This window comes from Clostridium prolinivorans (assembly GCF_004011155.1).
Classification (GTDB): domain Bacteria; phylum Bacillota; class Clostridia; order Clostridiales; family Clostridiaceae; genus Clostridium_AT; species Clostridium_AT prolinivorans.
In genome coordinates this window covers 26,379-45,406 of sequence record NZ_RJWG01000005.1, presented here as the reverse complement: position 1 = coordinate 45,406, position 19,028 = coordinate 26,379, and the positions used below count along the sequence as shown (strand labels likewise).

Genomic DNA, 19,028 nt, shown 5'->3' with positions numbered 1-19,028 from the left:
GTAAACCTGTTATATTGCAGTAGCTTGGCAATATTATGAATAATTAATTAATAAATTAATGTTTAAATAAATTTATAACTTAGATTGGAAAATTTTTTAATTTCCATATTAGGTTAGACTTTATAATTTATATGATTATATAAACCATAAATTTTTATATATGAAAGAAGGTTTAAATATGAAGGCAGAAATATTAGCTGTTGGAACAGAAATATTGCTTGGAGATATAGTAAATACTAATACTCAGTATATAGCAAAAAGACTGTCAGATTTAGGTATAAATGTATATCATCAATCAGTAGTTGGGGACAATGAAGAAAGACTTTCAAAAGCTTATGAATTAGCTTTTGAAAGAGCAGATATGGTGATTACCACAGGGGGACTTGGACCAACTAAAGATGATTTGACAAAAGAAATAGGTGCTAAATATTTTGGTAAAGAATTAATTTTGCATGAAAAATCATTAAATCATATTAAAGAATTTTTAAGTAAATCAGGGAAAACTATGGTGCAAAATAATATAAAGCAAGCATATATACCAAAAGATTCAATAGTTCTACCTAATCCTAATGGAACTGCTCCAGGATGTATTATAGAGGAAAATAATAAAATACTTATAATGCTTCCTGGACCACCAAAAGAAATGATACCTATGTTTGAAAATTATGTAGTACCATATTTACAAAAATTTTCGGAGGGAGTTTTGCTCTCAAAGGTACTTAGAGTAGCGGGACTTGGTGAAAGTGCTATGGCAGAGATGGTAGATGATATAATAGAGAAAAGTAAAAATCCTACAGTAGCCCCATATGCAAAGGATTTTGAAGCAATACTTAGGATAACAGCAAAGGCAAAAACAGAAGAAGAAGCTTATGAATTAATAGCTCCTGTTGAAAAAGAGATAAGAGAAAGATTAAAAGATAATATATATGGTGAAGGTGAAACAACTTTAGAAAATGTTGTTGGGAAGATGCTTATTGAGAAAAACTTAACTATAGCTACAGCAGAATCTTGTACAGGAGGACTTTTGGCAGGAACTTTAATAAATTATCCAGGTATTTCTTCGGTATTTATAGAAGGAGCAATAACTTATAGTAATGAAGCTAAAATGAAAAGACTTAAAGTAAAAGAAGAAACTCTTGAAAAATATGGCGCAGTAAGTGAAGAAACAGCAAGGGAGATGGCTGAAGGGATAGCAAAAGCTGCAGGAACAAATATAGGGGTCTCTGTAACGGGTATAGCAGGTCCATCAGGAGGAACAGCAGAAAAGCCAGTAGGACTTGTGTATGTTGGTCTATATATCAATGGAAATATAAAAACAAAAAAATTAAACTTATCAGGAGATAGACAAAAGATAAGAAATAGCACAGTTATAAACACACTTGACTGGATAAGAAGAGAACTTTTAAATTAGAATAGCTTATAGTTTATATATTTATTTATAATTTAGTCTATATAATTATATATATATTTTTTACAAATCAATACAAAAAATTTCTGCCATTCTAGCTTGAGTATAGTTATTTATAAACTAAAAATTGAGTTATAATTTAAATTGTTATAAATAAAGAAAAATTTGATTAAAAATTCAACAGGATTACAGTATATATATGCAAATTTAGAAAAGATAGTGAAATGTTTCAATTTTTAGAAGGGAGGTGATTTTTATGCCATTTATTCAATTTGATGGGCCAGAGCTTACTAAAGACAAAAAAGCTGAACTTGTAGCTAAACTTACTAAAACTTCTTCAGAAGTATTAGGAATTCCAGAACAAGCATTTCAAATCTTAATAAGAGAAAATAGTATGGATAACATAGGAGCAGGAGGCAAATTGTTATCTGAAAGACATAAATAAATTTATAAATATAAACTAAAATAAAGCAATGTTTTTGTAATTTAAAAAAAGTCATGAATAAATAAGGAAAATCCTTATTTATTCATGACTTTTTTAATTTTATAACAAATTTTAATTTTAATTTTTTTATTATTTTAATTTTTTTATTTTTGTATACTATGTTGAATATTTTAAAATCCATATTAACATATGTCAAAACAAATCTACAAAAACAAAACAAAAATTTCACAAAAACAAATAAAAAGAGTTTTTGATAAAATAGATGAATTATAAAGAAAAACAGTTCTAATTTTAAAATTTAATCTATTTTAATGTTTGAAAATGATTACTAAAAGGATATATAATAAATATAACAAAAATAAAATACAAAAATATATATAAATTTTTCGGAATAACAATATTGAATTGGGGGCGAAAATATGGACTTGCTATGGGAAATAGTTCAAGATAAATATAATTCAAGAGAAAATAGAAAATATGAAACATTATTTACTTTAGCTAATGGATATAAAGGACTAAGAGGAGCATTGGAATTTTCTAAATTAGGAGAAAGAGGAAATTTTATTGCGGGAATATTTGATAAAAATACTGCTCAAGTTACTGAAATAGTAAATTGTCAAGACATATTAGGATTTAATTTATATATTGAAGAAGAACTTGTAGATTTAGATATATGTGAAATATTAAATTTTACAAGAAAACTTAATATGAAAGAAGGTATATTAAGTTTTCAATTTGAAATAAAAACTCCAAAGGGAAAAATAATAAAGGTAGCATCAGAAAGATTTGTAAGTAGAAATAATGTACATAGATGGGCAGCAAAATATTTAATTACACCAATTAATTTTAATGGGAAAATTTTGATTGAAAATATTATAGATGGGACAATTACAAATAATACATTAGATCCTATTAATACTACTAAACATTTTAATGTAGAAGAGTTAATAGATTTAAAACCAGGAATAGCTCTTATTACATCTACTATTGATAAAAAAATTAAAATCATGGAAGGTACTTCACTTATTGGGCTAAATGAAGAAGGGAATTTTTTAAAAGAGAGAAAATTCAATAAATTTGGAGAAAAGGTAAGGGAACTTTATCAAATTTTTGCTGTAAAGGATAATGAATATACGATTTATAAGCTTGGAGCTACTTATACTTCTAGAGATATAAATTGTTCTATAAAAGAAGCCTTTGAAAAAGAACTTAAAGATTTTATATATGATGGTTACGAAAAAGAAAAAGATGCACATATAAAAATTTGGGAAAAAATATGGACTAATATTGATATAAAAATTAAAGGTGATGATTTAGCACAACAGGGAATAAGATTTAACCTTTTTCATTTATCTTCATCAGCTTATGAAGGAGATGACAAAATAAGCATAGCTGCAAAAGGACTTCATGGAGAAGGATATAAAGGACATGTTTTCTGGGATACAGAAACTTTTATGCTTCCATTTTTTATATATACAAGTCCTGAAACAGCAAAAGCACTTTTAATGTATAGATACAATACTTTAGAAGGAGCTAGAAAGAATGCTATGCTTAATGGCTTTAAAGGAGCACAATTCCCTTGGGAATCAGCAGATGAAGGTGTTGAGGTTACTCCAAAGTGGGGAATAGATTATTTAGGGAATCCAGTTAGAATATGGACTGGAGATGAAGAATTTCATATAAATTCAGATATAACTTTTGCTATTTGGGAATATTATAGAGCTACCAATGATGAAGATTTTTTAAAAAATTATGGGCTTGAAATATTTCTAGACACTGCAAAATTTTGGCAAAGCAGAGTAGAATATAATAAACTTAAAGATAGATATGAAATAAACAATGTTATAGGCCCTGATGAATTTCATGAACATGTGAATAATAATGTTTATACAAATTATCTTGCTAAATGGAGTATTAAAAAATCTCTTGAATTAGTTGAATGGATAAAGAATAAAGATATGTCATTTTTTAATAATATTTGTATTAAACTTGGATTAAATAATGAAGATTTTAAAATATGGCAAGATATTCAAGAGAAAATGTATATTCCTAAAAGCAAGGATGGAAGAATTATAGAGCAGTTTGAAGGATATTTTGATTTGAAATATATAAAAATAACTGAATATGATGAAAATGGTATGCCAGTATGGCCTAAAGATGTAGAGTTAGATAAACTTGGAGAAACACAGCTTATAAAACAGCCAGATGTAATTATGCTTATGCTTATGCTCAGAGAAGAATTTGATGAAGATGTTAGAAGAGAAAATTATAAATACTACGAAGAAAGAACTATGCATAAGTCATCTCTAAGTCCATCTATGTATTCTATTATGGGACTTTCTGTAGGAGATAGCAATAATGCTTATAGATATTTTATTAAAGCTATTATGACAGATTTAAATGATAACCAAGGTAATACAGAACTTGGAATTCATGCGGCAAATACTGGAGGAGCTTGGCAAAGTGTAGTATTTGGATTTGGTGGATTAAGTGTAGATAAAGATCAAAGACTTAATTTTAATCCATGGATACCAAAACAGTGGAATGAGCTTTCATTTAATATAAATTGGAGAAAAAATATAATTAAAGTAACTATAAAAGAAGATGAAGTGTTATTTGAAGCATCAGAGCCTGTAGAAATATTGGTATATAATAAGTGCTGCAAATTAGAAAAAGATAAAGTACTTTCAGTAAAAAGATAATTGATATTTTATTAATTTGTGCTTATAGATATAATTAATTTAATTAGTTATATAAATTGGGGGTATTCATATGGAAAATAAGCAAGTTACAATAAGAGATGTTGCGAAAAAAGCTGGAGTATCTGTAGGCACAGTTTCAAGAGCTTTTAATAATTACAGCGACATTAGTGAAAAGACAAGAAAAAATATTTTAGAAATAGCAGAGCAGTTAGGATACAAGCCTAATGTAATAAATAAAACTCAAAATAATGGGAAAAATTACAGGCTTGGTATGCTTATAGAAGATTATGATAATGATGCTATTTTAAATCCAATAGTTTTTGAAACTTTAATGGCTTTTAAAAATTCTGCTTCAAAGCAGGGATATGAAACTATTATACTTTCAACTACAACAGATATGCAGAAAAATAAAAATTTATCTACTCTTTTTAATGAAAAAAATTTAGATGGTGCATTTATAATGGGAATTAAACTAAGCGATGATTATTACAAAGAGCTTACTAATATAGAATATCCATGTGTAATGTTTGATGTAAGCATAAAAAATCCTAAAACAACTTGTGTAGGAGTTGATAGTACTAAAGGGGCTTTTATGGCGGTAGAACATCTTATAAATCTTGGACATAAAAAAATAGCTTTTATAAATGGACACAAAGATGCTTTTGTAAGCTTTGAAAGATTAGATGGTTATTATTTAGCATTAAATAGATATAGTATTCCTATAGATGAAGATTTAATAGTATATTCAGACTTTACAAGTAAAGGAGGAGGTTTGGCTGCAGAAAAACTTATAAACTCTAATAAAGAATTTACAGCTGTATTTTGTGCTAGTGATCTTATGGCAGTTGGAGCTATTGAAATGTTTGATAATTTTGGACTAAAAGTTCCAGAAGATATATCTATAGTTGGCTTTGATGATATTACAATAGCCCAATATATGAGTCCTAAACTTACAACTATAAGGCAGGATAGATACAAAATAGGAGAAAGTGCGGCAACAGCTCTTATAAATCTTATAAATGGTCAAAGCTTTGATAGAATAGTGGTGATGCCAGAACTTGTAATAAGAGAATCTACTAAAGAATTGATTTAAAAACTACAATTGATAAACAATTTTCATAATATAAGGCTTTATAAAAGATGCAGATTTTTTTATAAAGTCAATGATTAATAAAGAAAACGTTTATCAAATTGTAGGTTTAAATAAATATCCAATATTATTATAATACAGGGGGAATGAAAATGAAAAGAAAAAAATTATCAGCTTTATTATTAAGTGCTTTAATTAGTACAAGTATATTTGCAGGATGTACAAAAAATAATACTAACTCAACTAACCAAAATTCAGATGATAAAGATGTAAAAATTGTAAGGTTAGGATGTTGGGGATCAAATGATGCAGAAACTAAGATGTTAGACGATCAAATTCAAGCTTTTCAAAATAAATATCCAAATATAGTAATTAAAAAAGAAGTTATAACTGGTGATTATTTACAAGCTATTCAAAGTAAAATAGCCTCAAAAACAGCTCCGGATATATATTATCTTGATGTATCTCTTGCTTCAAAGTTTATGAAAGAAGGAATTATAGATCCAATTGATGAATATTTAGATAAAGAAGATATGAAAGACTTCTTTCCTAACCTTTTAGAAGGTTATCAAATGAATGGAAAAACATACGGTATACCAAAAGATTACAATCCTTTAGTTCTTTATTATAATAAAGACATGTTTGAAAAAGCAGGAATTAATCCACCTACAACATGGGAAGAATTAAAAATTGCTGCAGAAAAAACAACTAAAGATGGAGTTTACGGTTTATGTATTGAAAATGACCCTCAAAGATTTGGAGCATTTATACTTCAAAATGGAGGAAAAATTAACGATGGGGATAAACCTGCTTTTAATAGTAAAGAAGCAGTAGAAGCATTAGATTTTTATTATTCTTTCATAAAAAATAAGACAGGTGCTACATTCAAAGATATGGGAACTGACTGGGCAGGTGCAGCTTTTGCACAAAAGAAAACAGCTATGATTATGGCTGGAGGATGGGTAATACCTTATATGGCTCAAAATGCTCCAGATGTTAAATATGGCATGGTTACGCTTCCTAAAGGAAAGCAAAATGGGAATTTAATGTTTACAGTTGCTTATGTTCTTAATAAAGACTCAAAAGTTAAAAAAGAAGCTATGGAAGCTGCTAAATTTTTAACAGGCAAAGAAGGATTAAAAATAGTTGCAGAAAGCGGTCTTGCAATACCTTCAAGAAAATCTATGGCAGATGTTTATATTTCTAAATTCCCAGAAAGAAAAGCCCTAATAGATGCTACTGAAGGAGCAACGGTTGCAAATTATGGATTAAATGGAAGCAAAATTTTAGATGCTTTATCTAAAGCAGGTGAAAAAATTCAGTTTGGTAAAGCAGATGCTGCAACAGCTTTAAAAGAAGCAGAAGAAGCAGTTAAATAATTATAATTACAGGGGGCCTTCACGCCCCTTTTAAAAAATAGGGGATGGAGGGACTTTTATGGAATCTAATGTGAAAGATAGCGTAATTTTAAAAAATAGAAAAACTAATAAAAAAAGCAGTATGAAAACTTTAGCTAAAAAAGAGAAAATAGAAGGACTGCTTTTTATGGCTCCTTTTATTATATTAGTATCTATATTTTTTATAGGTCCACTTTTTGTAGCTTTTATGTTAAGTTTTAAGGAGTATTCATTTTTAGATGCTAATTCTATGTTTCAAGCAAAATGGGTAGGACTAAATAATTATATTTCAGTATTAAAAAATGAAACATTTTTAAAAGCTTTAAAAAACACAACAAAATATACTCTTGGTGTAGTTCCTATCCAGCTTATTATAGCACTTTTACTTGCTATTGTAGTTAATGGTAAAATAAAAGGCAAATCTTTTTTTAGAACTGTTTATTATATACCAACTCAAACTTCTGCTGTAGCTGTATCAGTAATATTTTTATTTCTTTTTAAACAAGATGGTGTTATAAATAAAATTACATCAATATTTGGAATAAAGTCATATAATTTTTTATCTGAACCTAAATTTGCACTACCAGTTATTATGGCTATGGCAGTTTGGTCTTCAGTTGGGCTTTATATGGTAATATTTTTAGCAGGGCTTCAAGACATACCAGATTCTTTATATGAAGCTGCTGATATGGATGGTGCTAATAGCTGGCAGTTATTTAGATATATAACTTTACCTATGCTTAAGCCAACTGTATTTTTTAACTTAGTAGTTTCAATGATAGGATGTTTTCAGGTATATGACCAAGCATATGTTGTATCACAAGGGACAGGAGGCCCTTTGGATTCTACTATGACCGTAGTACTTTATTTAACAAGAACAGGTTTTAGAGAATTTAAAATGGGAGAGGCTTGTGCTGTTGCTTTTATATTATTTTTAATTATTTTTGCACTAACAGTTATACAAAGAAAACTGTTTGGTGAAGAAACATCAATGTAAGGAGGATATAGTATATGGAAAATACAAAAAAAATTAAAAAAATTTCAATAGTTAAAATTATATTTTATGCCATTGCTATATTCTATGCTTTTATTTGCTTAGCACCTTTTATATGGACTTTAATAACATCTTTTAAACCAGCTTCAGAAACAGCCAAAATGAGCGTAGATTTTTCTAAACTTACATTTGAAAATTATACCTATATATGGTCTAAGTTTCCTTTTTTAAGATGGTTTTTAAATAGTGTTATAGTTGCTTTTATTGTTACAGCAGGTAATATGATAATAAATTCTATGGCAGGATATGCTCTTGCCAGGATGGAGTTCCCAGGTAAAAAAATTATTTTCTATGTAATTTTGGCTATGATGATGGTTCCAGGTCAGGTAGTAATGGTACCTACTTATATGCTTTTGTCAAAACTTGGATGGGTAGATTCTTATCAAGGGTTAACTATACCATTTTTATATAGTCTTTTTAATATATTTTTAATGAGACAGTTTTTTCTTAATATACCTAAATCTCTTGAAGAAGCAGCATTAATAGATGGAATGGGAAGATTTAAAATATTTTGGAAAATAGCTATGCCTCTTGCTAAACCAGCTTTGTCAACACAATTTATATTAACTTTTGCAGGAAACTGGAATAGTTTTATGTGGCCTAGCCTTTTAGCTTCAACTTCAGAACATTATACTCTCCCTGTAGGGCTTAATTCTTTCTATGGACAGTATTATTCTTTATGGAATCAGGTAACAGCTGGAGTTATGATACTTACTATACCAACAATAATATTTTTCTTAATATTTCAGAAAAATTTTGTAAAAGGAATTGCTACTTCAGGAATGAAAGAATAGAAGAATATTTAGAAAATATTTATTAAAGCACAAAAATTAGTGTTGATTTCTTTTTAAGATAAAATTAAAAAACACTTAATTTTGTGCTTATTTATTGTTTATTCATTTTAGATAAAAATTTGTTCATACATTGTTAATTGTTTATTTTTGGAAATTATTATTGACAATCATTTACTTTTTCTATATACTTTGACTGTCAAAGTATTTATTTTGATAGTCAAACATTTTAATATTGAAATTAGGGGTTGATAAAAAGCACAATTATATGAAAGTGCCTTAAATAAATGGAGAGTGTGTATTTTATGGACAAGACAATAAATGTTTTAAATGAACTTTTAGTAGATATTTTTAATAATATTTTAATAATTGAACAAAGAGCTTTAAGTGGAGAAGAATTTAAGGATTTATCAATTACAGAAATACATACAATAGAAGCAATTGGAATTAATGAAGCAAGAACAATGTCTGAAGTTGCTAAAGATTTAAAAATAACTGTAGGAACTTTAACTACAGCTATAAGTAATCTTGTAAAAAAAGGTTATGTTGAAAGAAAGAGATTAGAGGAAGATAAAAGAGTTGTTTTAATACAACTAACTAAAAAAGGTAAATTAGTTTATAGGATACATGATAAATTTCATAAAGATATGATTAAAGCAATTATAAAAGGATTAAGTCAAGAACAGGAACAAATTTTAGTATATTCATTAAAAAATCTAAATGATTTTTTTAAATCTAAATACAATATTGAAATTAATGGAAAAAATCGACTAAATTTAAAATTAAAAGTGTAAATAATACTTAATAAATGATATACTTGTTTATGTGCAAGTATTATAATAAAATTTATAAATAAATTTAAATTTAATCTGTTTAGTTTGAAAGGATGAATATAATGAAAGAAGTTAAAATTACTGGAGTGGGTAAATACGTTCCAGATCATATTATGACTAATGATGATTTATCAAAATTTGTAGATACAAGTGATGAGTGGATAAGTACAAGAACAGGAATTAAAGAAAGAAGACTTTCTTCTGGAGAAAACACATCTGATTTAGCATCTAAAGCAGCATTAAAAGCGTTAGATAATGCTAAAATTTCACCAGAAGAAATAGACTTAATTGTAGTTGCTACTTCTTCCCCTGATGCTTTAAGTCCATCTACGGCAGTTTTTGTTCAAAAGAATATTGGAGCTTTTAATGCTGCTTGCTTTGATATATCTGCAGCTTGTTCAGGTTTTATATATGCCTTAAATATAGGTTCACAATTTATAAAGACAGGACAAAGTAAGAAAGCACTTATTATAGGTGCAGAAGTACTTTCCAAAGTTACTGATTGGGAAGATAGAAATACTTGTGTGCTTTTTGGTGATGGATCAGGAGCAGTAGTTCTTGAGCCAAGTGAAGAAAAAGGAATTTCATCAATTTTTTGTGGTGCTGATGGAAGAAAAAGTGAATTTTTAGGTATAGGAGAAGGAGCCATTCCAGTAAAAAATCCTTTAGTTAATTCCAAAGAAAGTATTAAAGATATAAAAATAACTATGGATGGCAGAGAAGTATTTAAATTTGCTACAAACATAATTTTAGAAGCAGTGGATAAAGTGCTTAAAGATTCAGGCAATAGCTTAGATGATATTAAATATATAGTTCCTCATCAGGCTAATTATAGAATAATAGAACTTGCAGCTAAAAAACTTGGAGTTTCAAAGGATAAATTCTTTTTAAATTTACAGCATTATGGTAACACTTCAGCTGCAAGTATACCTATAGCATTAGAAGAAATGGCTGAAAAAGAGCTTATTAAAAAAGGTGATAAATTAATTTTAGTAGCTTTTGGAGCAGGATTTACATGGGCAGCTTGTTTAATAGAGTGGTAAAATTGTATATGTAGTCAAATTAGTAAGACTTATAAATAGTATAAGTTAAATGTTCTAAAGAAAAAATAAAAGATAAATTTATTTAAATTTTAAATTAGGAGGAATATTATGTTTAAGTCTGCTTTATGCGATATGATAGGGATAAAATATCCAATTATTCAAGGTGGTATGGCTTGGATAGCTGACAGTTCTTTAGCTTCAGCTGTTTCTAATGCAGGAGGATTAGGCCTTATTGCGGGAGCTAATGCACCAGTTGATTATATAAGACAAGAAATAAGAAAAACAAAGGAACTTACTGATAAACCTTTTGGCGTAAATATAATGCTTATGAGCGAAAATGCAGAAGCTTTAGCAAAGCTTGTATGTGAAGAAGGAGTAAAAGTTGTAACTACAGGAGCAGGAAACCCTGGAAAGTATATAGATATGTGGAAATCTCATGGGATTACTGTAATACCAGTAGTGCCTTCTGTAGCGTTAGCTAAAAGAATGGAAAGAGCAGGAGTAGATGCGGTAGTTGCTGAAGGCTGTGAATCAGGAGGACACGTTGGAGAACTTACTACTATGGCATTAGTTCCTCAAGTTGTAGATGCAGTAAATATACCTGTAATTGCAGCAGGAGGAATTGGTGATGGAAGAGGTGTAGCTGCAGCATTTATGCTTGGTGCAGAAGGGGTTCAGGTAGGAACTAGATTTTTAGTTGCAGAGGAATGTACAGTGCATGAAAATTATAAGCAAAAAGTTTTAGCTGCTAAAGATATAGACACTGTAGTTACAGGAAGACCTACAGGACACCCTGTAAGAGTTATAAGAAATAAACTTGCAAGACAATTTCAACTTCTTGAGAAAAATGGAGCACCACTTGAAGAATATGATGCTTTAGGTAAAGGATGCCTTCCTAGAGCAGTTCGTGATGGTGATGTAGATTTTGGTTCTGTAATGGCTGGACAAATAGCAGGTCTTATAAATAAAAAACAAACTTGCAAAGAAATTATTGAAGAGATGTTTACAGAAGCAGAGGCTGTAATAAAAAAATTTACGGTATAGGAGACAGTAATTATGGGTAAAGTTGCATTTGTATTTGCCGGTCAAGGCTCTCAATATGTTGGCATGGGAAAGGAACTTGCAGATAATATAAAGGTTTGTTATGATATTTTTGATGAAGCTGATAAAGCTTTAGGCTTTGAAATAAGTAAAATATGTTTTGAAGGACCAAAAGATGCTTTAGATATAACTGAAAATACTCAACCTGCAATTCTTACAGTAAGCATAGCTTGTTTAAAAGCTTTAGAAGAAAAGGGTATAGTCCCAGATGTTACTGCAGGTTTAAGTCTTGGAGAATATTCAGCTTTAGTATGCAGCGGTGTTTTAAACTTTTCTGATGCTGTCAGATTGGTTAAAAAAAGAGGTAAATTTATGCAGGAAGCTGTACCTATAGGTGTAGGTACTATGGCTGCTATTTTAGGATTAGATGCTGAAGATGTAAGAAAAATATGTGCTGAGGCAGGAGATAAAGGTATAGTTGAACCAGCAAATTTTAACTGTCCAGGACAAATAGTTATAGGCGGGGAAATTGCTGCAGTTGAAGCTGCAAGTAAAATAGCTAAAGAAAGAGGAGCAAAAGTTATTCCTCTCTCAGTTAGTGCACCTTTTCATACATCTATGCTTGAAAGTGCAGCTGAAAAGCTTAAAGAAGAATTAAAAAATGTTGAACTTAATAATATAAATATCCCATATATAACCAATGTTACGGCTCAATATGTAGAAGAAACTTCTGAAATTAAAGGACTTTTAGAAAAACAGGTAAAAAGCTCAGTTTTATGGGAAAACTCTATAAGAAGAATGCTTGAAGATGGAGTTGATACTTTTGTAGAGCTTGGACCTGGAAAAGTTTTAAGTGGATTTATTAAAAAAATTAATAGAAAAGTTAAGGTTTTAAATGTTGAAGATTTAAAGTCTTTAGAAAAAACTTTAGAAATATTAAATAGTCAGGAGAGATAATAATGTTAACTGGTAAAGTAGCTGTAGTTACAGGAGCTGGTAGAGGCATAGGGAAAGCCATTGCATTAAAGCTTTCTAGACTAGGAGCTTCTGTAGTTATAAACTATAGAAGCAGTGAAAAGGAAGCTAAAGAACTTATTGATGAAATAATAAGTTTTGGTGGAAAAGCTGAGGCAATTAAAGGCGATGTAAGTAAAATAGAAGATGCAGAAAAAGTTATAAAATTTGCAGTAGAAAAATTTGGAAGATTAGATATTCTAGTTAATAATGCTGGAATAACTAGAGACACTCTTCTTCTTAGAATGAAAGAAGAGGATTTTGACAAGGTTATAGAAGTAAATTTAAAAGGTGTATTTAATTGTACAAAACATGCAAGTTCTATAATGCTTAAACAAAAAAGCGGGAAAATAATAAATATTTCTTCAGTTATAGGGCTTATAGGTAATGCAGGTCAGGCTAATTATGCTGCTGCAAAGGCTGGAATTATAGGTTTTACAAAGTCTGTAGCTAAAGAATTAGGAGCAAGAGGAATTACAGTAAATGCTGTTGCACCAGGTTTTATAACTACAGATATGACAGAGGTATTATCTGACAAAATTAAAGAAAAACTTTTAGAAAATGTACCACTAAAAAGACTTGGAAGTCCTGAAGATGTAGCAAACTTAGTAGCATTTTTATCTTCAGATAGTTCAAATTATATAACAGGTCAAGTTATAAATGTAGACGGCGGAATGGTAATGTAAAAATATTTTTATGTATTTTATTTATTAATATTTATTATTCTATTTTAAATTTAAATAAGAGGTGAAAATATGAAAAATAGAGTTGTGGTTACTGGGATGGGTGCTATAACTCCACTAGGAAATGATGTTAGTTCCTTTTGGAAAGGCATAAAAGAAGGTAAGAATGGAATAGATTTTATAACTCTTTTTGATGCAGAAAGAAGTAAAGTTAAAATAGCTGCTGAAGTTAAAGATTTTAAACCAGAAAATTATATCGATAAAAAAGAAGCTAGAAGAATGGATAGATACGGTCAGCTTGCTATGGCTGCAGCAAAAGAAGCTGTAGAAGATTCAGGCTTAGATTTAGAAAGCATTAATAAAGAAAGATTTGGAGTTTTAATTGGTTCAGGTATAGGGGGCCTTTCAACTATAGAAAAAGAAGTTAAAAATATTTTAGAAAAAGGGCCTAATAGAGTTTCACCATTTTTTATTCCTATGGCAATAAGTAACATGGCAGCTGGAAATGTAGCAATAAAATATGGAGCTAAGGGAGTATGTACTTCTGTAGTTACAGCTTGTGCTACAGGTACAAATGCTATAGGAGATGCTATGAAAATCATTCAGCAGGGTATTGCTGATGTAATGATTGCAGGAGGCTCAGAAGGATCTATTACAGAATTAGCTGTTGCTGGGTTTGCTAATATGACTGCTTTAACTACAAGCAATGATCCTAATAATGCTTCAATACCTTTTGATGCAAAAAGAAGTGGTTTTGTTATAGGAGAAGGTGCAGGAATACTTATTTTAGAAAGCTTAGAACATGCACAAAAAAGAGGAGCAAGAATTTATGCTGAGCTTGTAGGTTATGGTTCTACTTGTGATGCTTATAATATGGTACAGCCAGCTCCAGAAGGAGAAGGCGGAGCAAGAGCTATGAAGCTTGCTATAGAAGATGCTGGAATAAAACCAGAAGAAATTTCTTATATAAATGCACATGGAACAAGTACTTATTATAATGATAAATATGAAACTATGGCTATAAAGTCAGTATTAAAAGAAGCAGCTTATAAAGTACCAGTAAGCTCAACAAAATCTATGACAGGTCATCTTTTAGGAGCTGCAGGAGCTATTGAAGCTATAGTATGTGTTAAAGCACTTGAAGAAGGATTTATTCCTCCAACTATTAATTATAAAGATCCAGATCCTGATTGTGATTTAGATTATGTTCCAAATGAAGGAAGAAAAGCAGAACTTACTTATGCTATGTCTAATTCATTAGGTTTTGGTGGACACAACGCAACAATAGTTTTCAAAAAAAGCTGCTAAATAAGGAGAGATTATTATGGATTATAAAGTTATTGAAGAACTTATAAAAACAGTAAGTGATTCAAAGCTGACTTCTTTAGAAGTAGAATTAAATGGAATTAAAATAAAAATGGAAAAAAAGAATGAGCAGGTATTTGTTGATAGAGCACCTGAAGTTCTTAGAACTATTGCATATGAAGAAAAAGAACCTGCTTTAAAAGAAGTAAATAATGTTAAAGAAGAATTTTTGGAAGATAAAAAAGAAGAAGGATTTATTGTAACTTCTCCAATTGTTGGTACTTTCTACGCTTCATCTGGGCCTGGAGCAGAACCTTTTGTTAAGGTAGGCTCAAAGGTAAAAAAAGGCGATACTTTATGTATAATTGAGGCTATGAAATTAATGAATGAAATAGAGAGTGAAGTTGACGGTACTGTTACAGAAATATTAGTTGAAAATGAGCAAATGGTAGAATATGGTCAGCCTTTATTTCGAATTATTTAATTTGGAGGACAAAAAATGTTAGGAATAAAAGAAATTAAGGAAATTTTACCTCATAGGTATCCTTTCCTTCTTGTAGATAAAATAGAAAGTTTAGAGCCGGGAGTAAAAGCTGTCGGTTATAAAAATGTAACTATGAATGAATATTTTTTTCAAGGACATTTTCCTGAAGAACCTGTAATGCCTGGTGTTTTAATAATTGAAGCTTTAGCTCAAACTGGAGCAGTAGCTCTTTTGAGCCTAGAAGAATTTAAAGGTAAAATAGGATATTTTACTGGAATAGATAAAGCTAAGTTTAGAAGAAAAGTAGTACCAGGGGATACTTTAAGACTTGAAGTTGAAATTATAAAAAGAAGAGGACCTGTAGGTATTGGTAAGGCCGTTGCTTATGTTGAAGATAAAAAAGCAGCTGAAGCTGAACTTTCATTTATAATTCAGTAAACTACCCCGCGTTCTTTAGAGCTTATGGAGGGAAAATAAATATGTTTAAAAAAATACTTATTGCAAATAGAGGAGAAATAGCAGTTAGAATTATTCGTGCATGTAGAGAAATGGGAATAGAAACCGTAGCTGTTTATTCTGAAGCTGATAGATATGCTCTTCATACTGAAATGGCTGATGAGGCTATATGTATAGGACCAGCCAGAGCAAGAGACAGCTATTTAAACATGCAAAATATAATAAGTGCTACAGTACTTTCTGGTGCTGAAGCTATACACCCAGGATTTGGTTTTCTTTCGGAAAACAGTGAATTTGCAGAGATGTGTAAAGAATGTAATATTACATTTATTGGACCTGATGCCGAAAGTATAGAAAAGATGGGTAATAAATCTAAAGCTAGAGAAATAATGATGCAAGCTAATGTTCCTGTAGTACCTGGATCTGACGGTTCAGTAGATACAATTGAAGAAGGGTTAGCTATTGCTGAAAAAATAGGCTATCCAGTTATGATTAAAGCATCAGCTGGAGGCGGTGGAAGAGGCATAAGGGTAGTTAAAAATAAAGAAGAATTTGCCAAGGCTTTTGAAACTGCAAAGACAGAGGCTAAAAATGCTTTTGGAGATGACACAATGTATGTAGAAAAATTTGTGGAAAATCCAAGGCACATTGAATTTCAAATCTTAGCTGATAATTATGGTAATACTATCTATTTAGGGGAAAGAGACTGCTCAATTCAAAGAAGAAATCAAAAAGTTTTAGAAGAAGCACCTTCACCTATAATGACTGAAAAGTTAAGACGTGAAATGGGTGAGGTGGCAGTTCGTGCAGCAAAGGCAGTAGGATATAAAAATGCTGGTACTATAGAATTTCTTGTAGATAAATATGGAAACTATTATTTTATGGAAATGAATACACGTATTCAAGTAGAGCATCCTATAACAGAAATGGTAACAGGAATTGATTTAGTGAAAGAGCAGATTAAAATTGCATCAGGTGAGGAACTTAACATAAAACAAGAAGATATTAAAATAACAGGGCATGCTATTGAATGCCGTATTAATGCAGAAAATCCACAAAAAGGCTTTAGGCCTTCTCCAGGCAAAATAGAAAGAATGCATATTCCAGGAGGGCTTGGAGTTAGGCTTGATAGTGCAGTTTATCAAGGTTATGTTATTCCATCAGCTTATGATTCTATGATAGGTAAGCTTATTGTACATGGTAAAACACGAGAAGAAGCTATAAACAGAATGAAAAGAGCTCTTGGAGAATTTGTTATAGAAGGAATAGATACTAATATAGATTTCCAATTTACAATATTAAGCAACCCAAAATTTGTAAGTGGAGATTTTGATACTAGTTTTATAGCTAAGGAGTTAAAAATTAAATCTTAATTTGGAAGTTGGTGAAAAACTATGTTCAATGGACTTTTCAAAAAAACTAAATATATAACTGTAAGCCAAACTTCTGTAGAAAATAATGGAGAAAAATCTGGAGACTTAAAAGAAACAGAAGAACAAAAGCCTATTATTCCCAATGGTATGTGGATAAAGTGTGATTCCTGCGGGAAAGCTATATATAAAAAAGAGTTAGAAAAGCATATGCAGGTTTGTATGTATTGTGGCAAACATTTTAGAATGTCTGCTTTAGATAGAATTGAATTAATTGCTGATGAAGGTACATTCGTAGAGTTTGATAAGTCTATGACCAGCGTAAATCCTTTAGATTTTCCTGGTTATGAAGAAAAAATATCAAAGCTTAAAGAAGAAACGGGCTTAAATGAAGCAGTTATAACAGGTAAATGCAAAATAAATGGTGAAGAATGTGTAATTGGAGTTATGGATAGCCGTTTTATGATGGGAAGTATGGGTTCTGTTGTTGGAGAAAAAATTACTAGAGCAATTGAAAAAGCAACTTCACAAAGGCTTCCAGTAATTATATTTACTACATCAGGTGGAGCAAGAATGCAAGAAGGTATGTTTTCATTAATGCAAATGGCAAAAGTAAGTGCAGCACTTGCTAAACATAATAAAGAAGGACTTTTATATATACCTGTTCTTACAGATCCTACTACAGGTGGAGTTACAGCTAGTTTTGCTATGCTTGGAGATATTATTTTGGCTGAACCTGGTGCTCTTATAGGTTTTGCAGGCAAAAGGGTTATTGAACAGACTATAAAACAAAGTTTACCTGAAGGCTTTCAGACTGCAGAGTTTCTATTAGAACATGGTTTTATAGATGCTGTTGTACCAAGAGAAAAGTTAAAGGAAACTCTTTCAGAGCTTTTAAGCTTGCACAGAGTCTAAGGTGGTGAAATATAGCTATGTTAGAATATGAAAAAAAGATAGAAGAGCTTACTAAAAAGATAGAAGACTTAAAAAATTTTTCAAAGGAACAAGGAGTAGATTTATCATCTGAAATAGAAAAGATGGAAACTAAACTTGAAGAAATGAAAAAAGAAGCTTATAAAAGTTTGACTCCTTGGGAAAAAGTAACTTTGGCAAAGCTTGTAGAAAGACCATCAGCATTAGATTATATAGAAAAGATTTTTGATGAATTCATAGAACTTCATGGAGATAGATATTTTGCTGATGATCCTTCTATAGTAGGAGGAATAGGAAGATTAAATGGAAAGCCTGTAACTATTATAGCTCAGCAAAAGGGAAGAGATACTAAAGAATATATAAAAAGAAATTTTGGTATGCCAAATCCAGAAGGTTACAGGAAAGCTTTAAGGCTTATGAAACAGGCAGAAAAATTTAAAAGACCAGTAATTTGTTTTGTAGATACTCCTGGAGCTTATCCAGGAATAGGTGCTGAGGAAAGAGGACAAGGAGAAGCTATAGCAAAAAATTTAATGGAAATGGCACTGCTTAAAACTCCTATAATATCTATGGTTATAGGAGAAGGAGGAAGCGGAGGAGCTTTAGCTATAGCTGTAGCAGATGAAGTTTGGATGCTTGAAAATTCTATTTATTCTGTACTTTCTCCAGAAGGTTTTGCAAGTATACTTTGGAAAGATAGTTCCAGAGCTAAAGAAGCAGCAGAAGTAATGAAAATAACATCAGAAGATTTAAAAAAATTTGGAATTATAGATAGAATTATAAAAGAACCTTTAGGTGGAGCACATAAAAATCCAGAAGAAACAGCGCAAAATATAAAAAAAGCATTAGATGAAGTGCTTCCTAAGTTATGTCAATTAAGTATAGATGAGCTTTTAAATAAAAGATATGAAAAATTTAGGAATTTTGGAGAATATAAAGAATAAAAAATAAAAATCTGCGGTGAAATATTTAATATAAT

18 protein-coding genes are annotated in these 19,028 nt (G+C 30.1%); all 18 read left to right on the top strand.

What is annotated here, in order from left to right:
* The first annotated feature begins 178 nt into the window (after positions 1-178).
* The 18 genes from EGD97_RS06425 (at position 179) to EGD97_RS06340 (ending at position 18,993) form a co-directional block, all read left to right on the top strand.
* On the top strand, positions 179-1,411 hold the full coding sequence (locus EGD97_RS06425) for a competence/damage-inducible protein A (RefSeq protein ID WP_078681789.1): 1,233 nt from the start codon (positions 179-181) through the stop codon (positions 1,409-1,411).
* Between the two features lie 253 nt (positions 1,412-1,664).
* Complete coding sequence (gene dmpI, locus EGD97_RS06420) at positions 1,665-1,853, top strand: 4-oxalocrotonate tautomerase DmpI (RefSeq protein WP_078681788.1); 189 nt, start codon at positions 1,665-1,667, stop codon at positions 1,851-1,853.
* A 419-nt stretch (positions 1,854-2,272) separates the two neighbouring features.
* Positions 2,273-4,555, top strand: coding sequence for a glycoside hydrolase family 65 protein (locus EGD97_RS06415; RefSeq protein ID WP_078681787.1), 2,283 nt, complete (start codon positions 2,273-2,275; stop codon positions 4,553-4,555).
* A gap of 70 nt (positions 4,556-4,625) precedes the next feature.
* The gene (locus tag EGD97_RS06410; RefSeq protein WP_078681786.1) at positions 4,626-5,648 is read left to right on the top strand and encodes a LacI family DNA-binding transcriptional regulator; all 1,023 of its coding nucleotides are present in this window, start codon (positions 4,626-4,628) and stop codon (positions 5,646-5,648) included.
* Between the two features lie 149 nt (positions 5,649-5,797).
* Positions 5,798-7,024 (top strand): ABC transporter substrate-binding protein, encoded by a 1,227-nt coding sequence (locus EGD97_RS06405; RefSeq protein ID WP_078681785.1) that lies wholly within the window; start codon positions 5,798-5,800, stop codon positions 7,022-7,024.
* A 58-nt stretch (positions 7,025-7,082) separates the two neighbouring features.
* Positions 7,083-8,039 carry a carbohydrate ABC transporter permease gene (locus EGD97_RS06400; protein WP_205693959.1) on the top strand — a complete coding sequence of 319 codons (957 nt, stop codon included), beginning with the start codon at positions 7,083-7,085 and terminating at the stop codon, positions 8,037-8,039.
* 14 nt (positions 8,040-8,053) lie between these two features.
* The gene (locus EGD97_RS06395; protein ID WP_205693957.1) at positions 8,054-8,890 is read left to right on the top strand and encodes a carbohydrate ABC transporter permease; all 837 of its coding nucleotides are present in this window, start codon (positions 8,054-8,056) and stop codon (positions 8,888-8,890) included.
* Between the two features lie 302 nt (positions 8,891-9,192).
* The gene (locus tag EGD97_RS06390; protein WP_078681784.1) at positions 9,193-9,681 is read left to right on the top strand and encodes a MarR family winged helix-turn-helix transcriptional regulator; all 489 of its coding nucleotides are present in this window, start codon (positions 9,193-9,195) and stop codon (positions 9,679-9,681) included.
* 101 nt (positions 9,682-9,782) lie between these two features.
* On the top strand, positions 9,783-10,763 hold the full coding sequence (locus EGD97_RS06385; protein WP_078681783.1) for a beta-ketoacyl-ACP synthase III: 981 nt from the start codon (positions 9,783-9,785) through the stop codon (positions 10,761-10,763).
* A 108-nt stretch (positions 10,764-10,871) separates the two neighbouring features.
* The gene (gene fabK / locus EGD97_RS06380) at positions 10,872-11,807 is read left to right on the top strand and encodes an enoyl-[acyl-carrier-protein] reductase FabK (RefSeq protein WP_078681782.1); all 936 of its coding nucleotides are present in this window, start codon (positions 10,872-10,874) and stop codon (positions 11,805-11,807) included.
* A gap of 12 nt (positions 11,808-11,819) precedes the next feature.
* Positions 11,820-12,761 carry an ACP S-malonyltransferase gene (fabD, locus tag EGD97_RS06375; RefSeq protein WP_078681781.1) on the top strand — a complete coding sequence of 314 codons (942 nt, stop codon included), beginning with the start codon at positions 11,820-11,822 and terminating at the stop codon, positions 12,759-12,761.
* A gap of 2 nt (positions 12,762-12,763) precedes the next feature.
* Positions 12,764-13,504 (top strand): 3-oxoacyl-[acyl-carrier-protein] reductase, encoded by a 741-nt coding sequence (fabG, locus tag EGD97_RS06370; RefSeq protein WP_078681780.1) that lies wholly within the window; start codon positions 12,764-12,766, stop codon positions 13,502-13,504.
* A 69-nt stretch (positions 13,505-13,573) separates the two neighbouring features.
* Positions 13,574-14,809 carry a beta-ketoacyl-ACP synthase II gene (gene fabF, locus EGD97_RS06365; protein ID WP_078681779.1) on the top strand — a complete coding sequence of 412 codons (1,236 nt, stop codon included), beginning with the start codon at positions 13,574-13,576 and terminating at the stop codon, positions 14,807-14,809.
* A 16-nt stretch (positions 14,810-14,825) separates the two neighbouring features.
* A complete protein-coding gene (accB, locus tag EGD97_RS06360; protein WP_078681778.1) occupies positions 14,826-15,290 on the top strand; it encodes an acetyl-CoA carboxylase biotin carboxyl carrier protein in 465 nt (154 codons plus the stop codon).
* A 15-nt stretch (positions 15,291-15,305) separates the two neighbouring features.
* Positions 15,306-15,728, top strand: coding sequence for a 3-hydroxyacyl-ACP dehydratase FabZ (gene fabZ / locus EGD97_RS06355; protein WP_078681777.1), 423 nt, complete (start codon positions 15,306-15,308; stop codon positions 15,726-15,728).
* A gap of 41 nt (positions 15,729-15,769) precedes the next feature.
* Positions 15,770-17,119 carry an acetyl-CoA carboxylase biotin carboxylase subunit gene (locus EGD97_RS06350; protein WP_127836832.1) on the top strand — a complete coding sequence of 450 codons (1,350 nt, stop codon included), beginning with the start codon at positions 15,770-15,772 and terminating at the stop codon, positions 17,117-17,119.
* Positions 17,120-17,140: 21 nt separating this feature from the next.
* The gene (gene accD / locus EGD97_RS06345; RefSeq protein ID WP_127836831.1) at positions 17,141-18,031 is read left to right on the top strand and encodes an acetyl-CoA carboxylase, carboxyltransferase subunit beta; all 891 of its coding nucleotides are present in this window, start codon (positions 17,141-17,143) and stop codon (positions 18,029-18,031) included.
* Between the two features lie 17 nt (positions 18,032-18,048).
* A complete protein-coding gene (locus tag EGD97_RS06340; RefSeq protein WP_078681774.1) occupies positions 18,049-18,993 on the top strand; it encodes an acetyl-CoA carboxylase carboxyltransferase subunit alpha in 945 nt (314 codons plus the stop codon).
* Positions 18,994-19,028: the final 35 nt, after the last annotated feature.

What these genes read in the sequence shown, in the direction of transcription:
- EGD97_RS06425 (WP_078681789.1), top strand. Translation starts at nt 179, where the DNA reads ATGAAGGCAGAAATATTAGCTGTTGGAACAGAAATATTGCTTGGAGAT.
- dmpI (WP_078681788.1), top strand. Translation starts at nt 1,665, where the DNA reads ATGCCATTTATTCAATTTGATGGGCCAGAGCTTACTAAAGACAAAAAA.
- EGD97_RS06415 (WP_078681787.1), top strand. Translation starts at nt 2,273, where the DNA reads ATGGACTTGCTATGGGAAATAGTTCAAGATAAATATAATTCAAGAGAA.
- EGD97_RS06410 (WP_078681786.1), top strand. Translation starts at nt 4,626, where the DNA reads ATGGAAAATAAGCAAGTTACAATAAGAGATGTTGCGAAAAAAGCTGGA.
- EGD97_RS06405 (WP_078681785.1), top strand. Translation starts at nt 5,798, where the DNA reads ATGAAAAGAAAAAAATTATCAGCTTTATTATTAAGTGCTTTAATTAGT.
- EGD97_RS06400 (WP_205693959.1), top strand. Translation starts at nt 7,083, where the DNA reads ATGGAATCTAATGTGAAAGATAGCGTAATTTTAAAAAATAGAAAAACT.
- EGD97_RS06395 (WP_205693957.1), top strand. Translation starts at nt 8,054, where the DNA reads ATGGAAAATACAAAAAAAATTAAAAAAATTTCAATAGTTAAAATTATA.
- EGD97_RS06390 (WP_078681784.1), top strand. Translation starts at nt 9,193, where the DNA reads ATGGACAAGACAATAAATGTTTTAAATGAACTTTTAGTAGATATTTTT.
- EGD97_RS06385 (WP_078681783.1), top strand. Translation starts at nt 9,783, where the DNA reads ATGAAAGAAGTTAAAATTACTGGAGTGGGTAAATACGTTCCAGATCAT.
- fabK (WP_078681782.1), top strand. Translation starts at nt 10,872, where the DNA reads ATGTTTAAGTCTGCTTTATGCGATATGATAGGGATAAAATATCCAATT.
- fabD (WP_078681781.1), top strand. Translation starts at nt 11,820, where the DNA reads ATGGGTAAAGTTGCATTTGTATTTGCCGGTCAAGGCTCTCAATATGTT.
- fabG (WP_078681780.1), top strand. Translation starts at nt 12,764, where the DNA reads ATGTTAACTGGTAAAGTAGCTGTAGTTACAGGAGCTGGTAGAGGCATA.
- fabF (WP_078681779.1), top strand. Translation starts at nt 13,574, where the DNA reads ATGAAAAATAGAGTTGTGGTTACTGGGATGGGTGCTATAACTCCACTA.
- accB (WP_078681778.1), top strand. Translation starts at nt 14,826, where the DNA reads ATGGATTATAAAGTTATTGAAGAACTTATAAAAACAGTAAGTGATTCA.
- fabZ (WP_078681777.1), top strand. Translation starts at nt 15,306, where the DNA reads ATGTTAGGAATAAAAGAAATTAAGGAAATTTTACCTCATAGGTATCCT.
- EGD97_RS06350 (WP_127836832.1), top strand. Translation starts at nt 15,770, where the DNA reads ATGTTTAAAAAAATACTTATTGCAAATAGAGGAGAAATAGCAGTTAGA.
- accD (WP_127836831.1), top strand. Translation starts at nt 17,141, where the DNA reads ATGTTCAATGGACTTTTCAAAAAAACTAAATATATAACTGTAAGCCAA.
- EGD97_RS06340 (WP_078681774.1), top strand. Translation starts at nt 18,049, where the DNA reads ATGTTAGAATATGAAAAAAAGATAGAAGAGCTTACTAAAAAGATAGAA.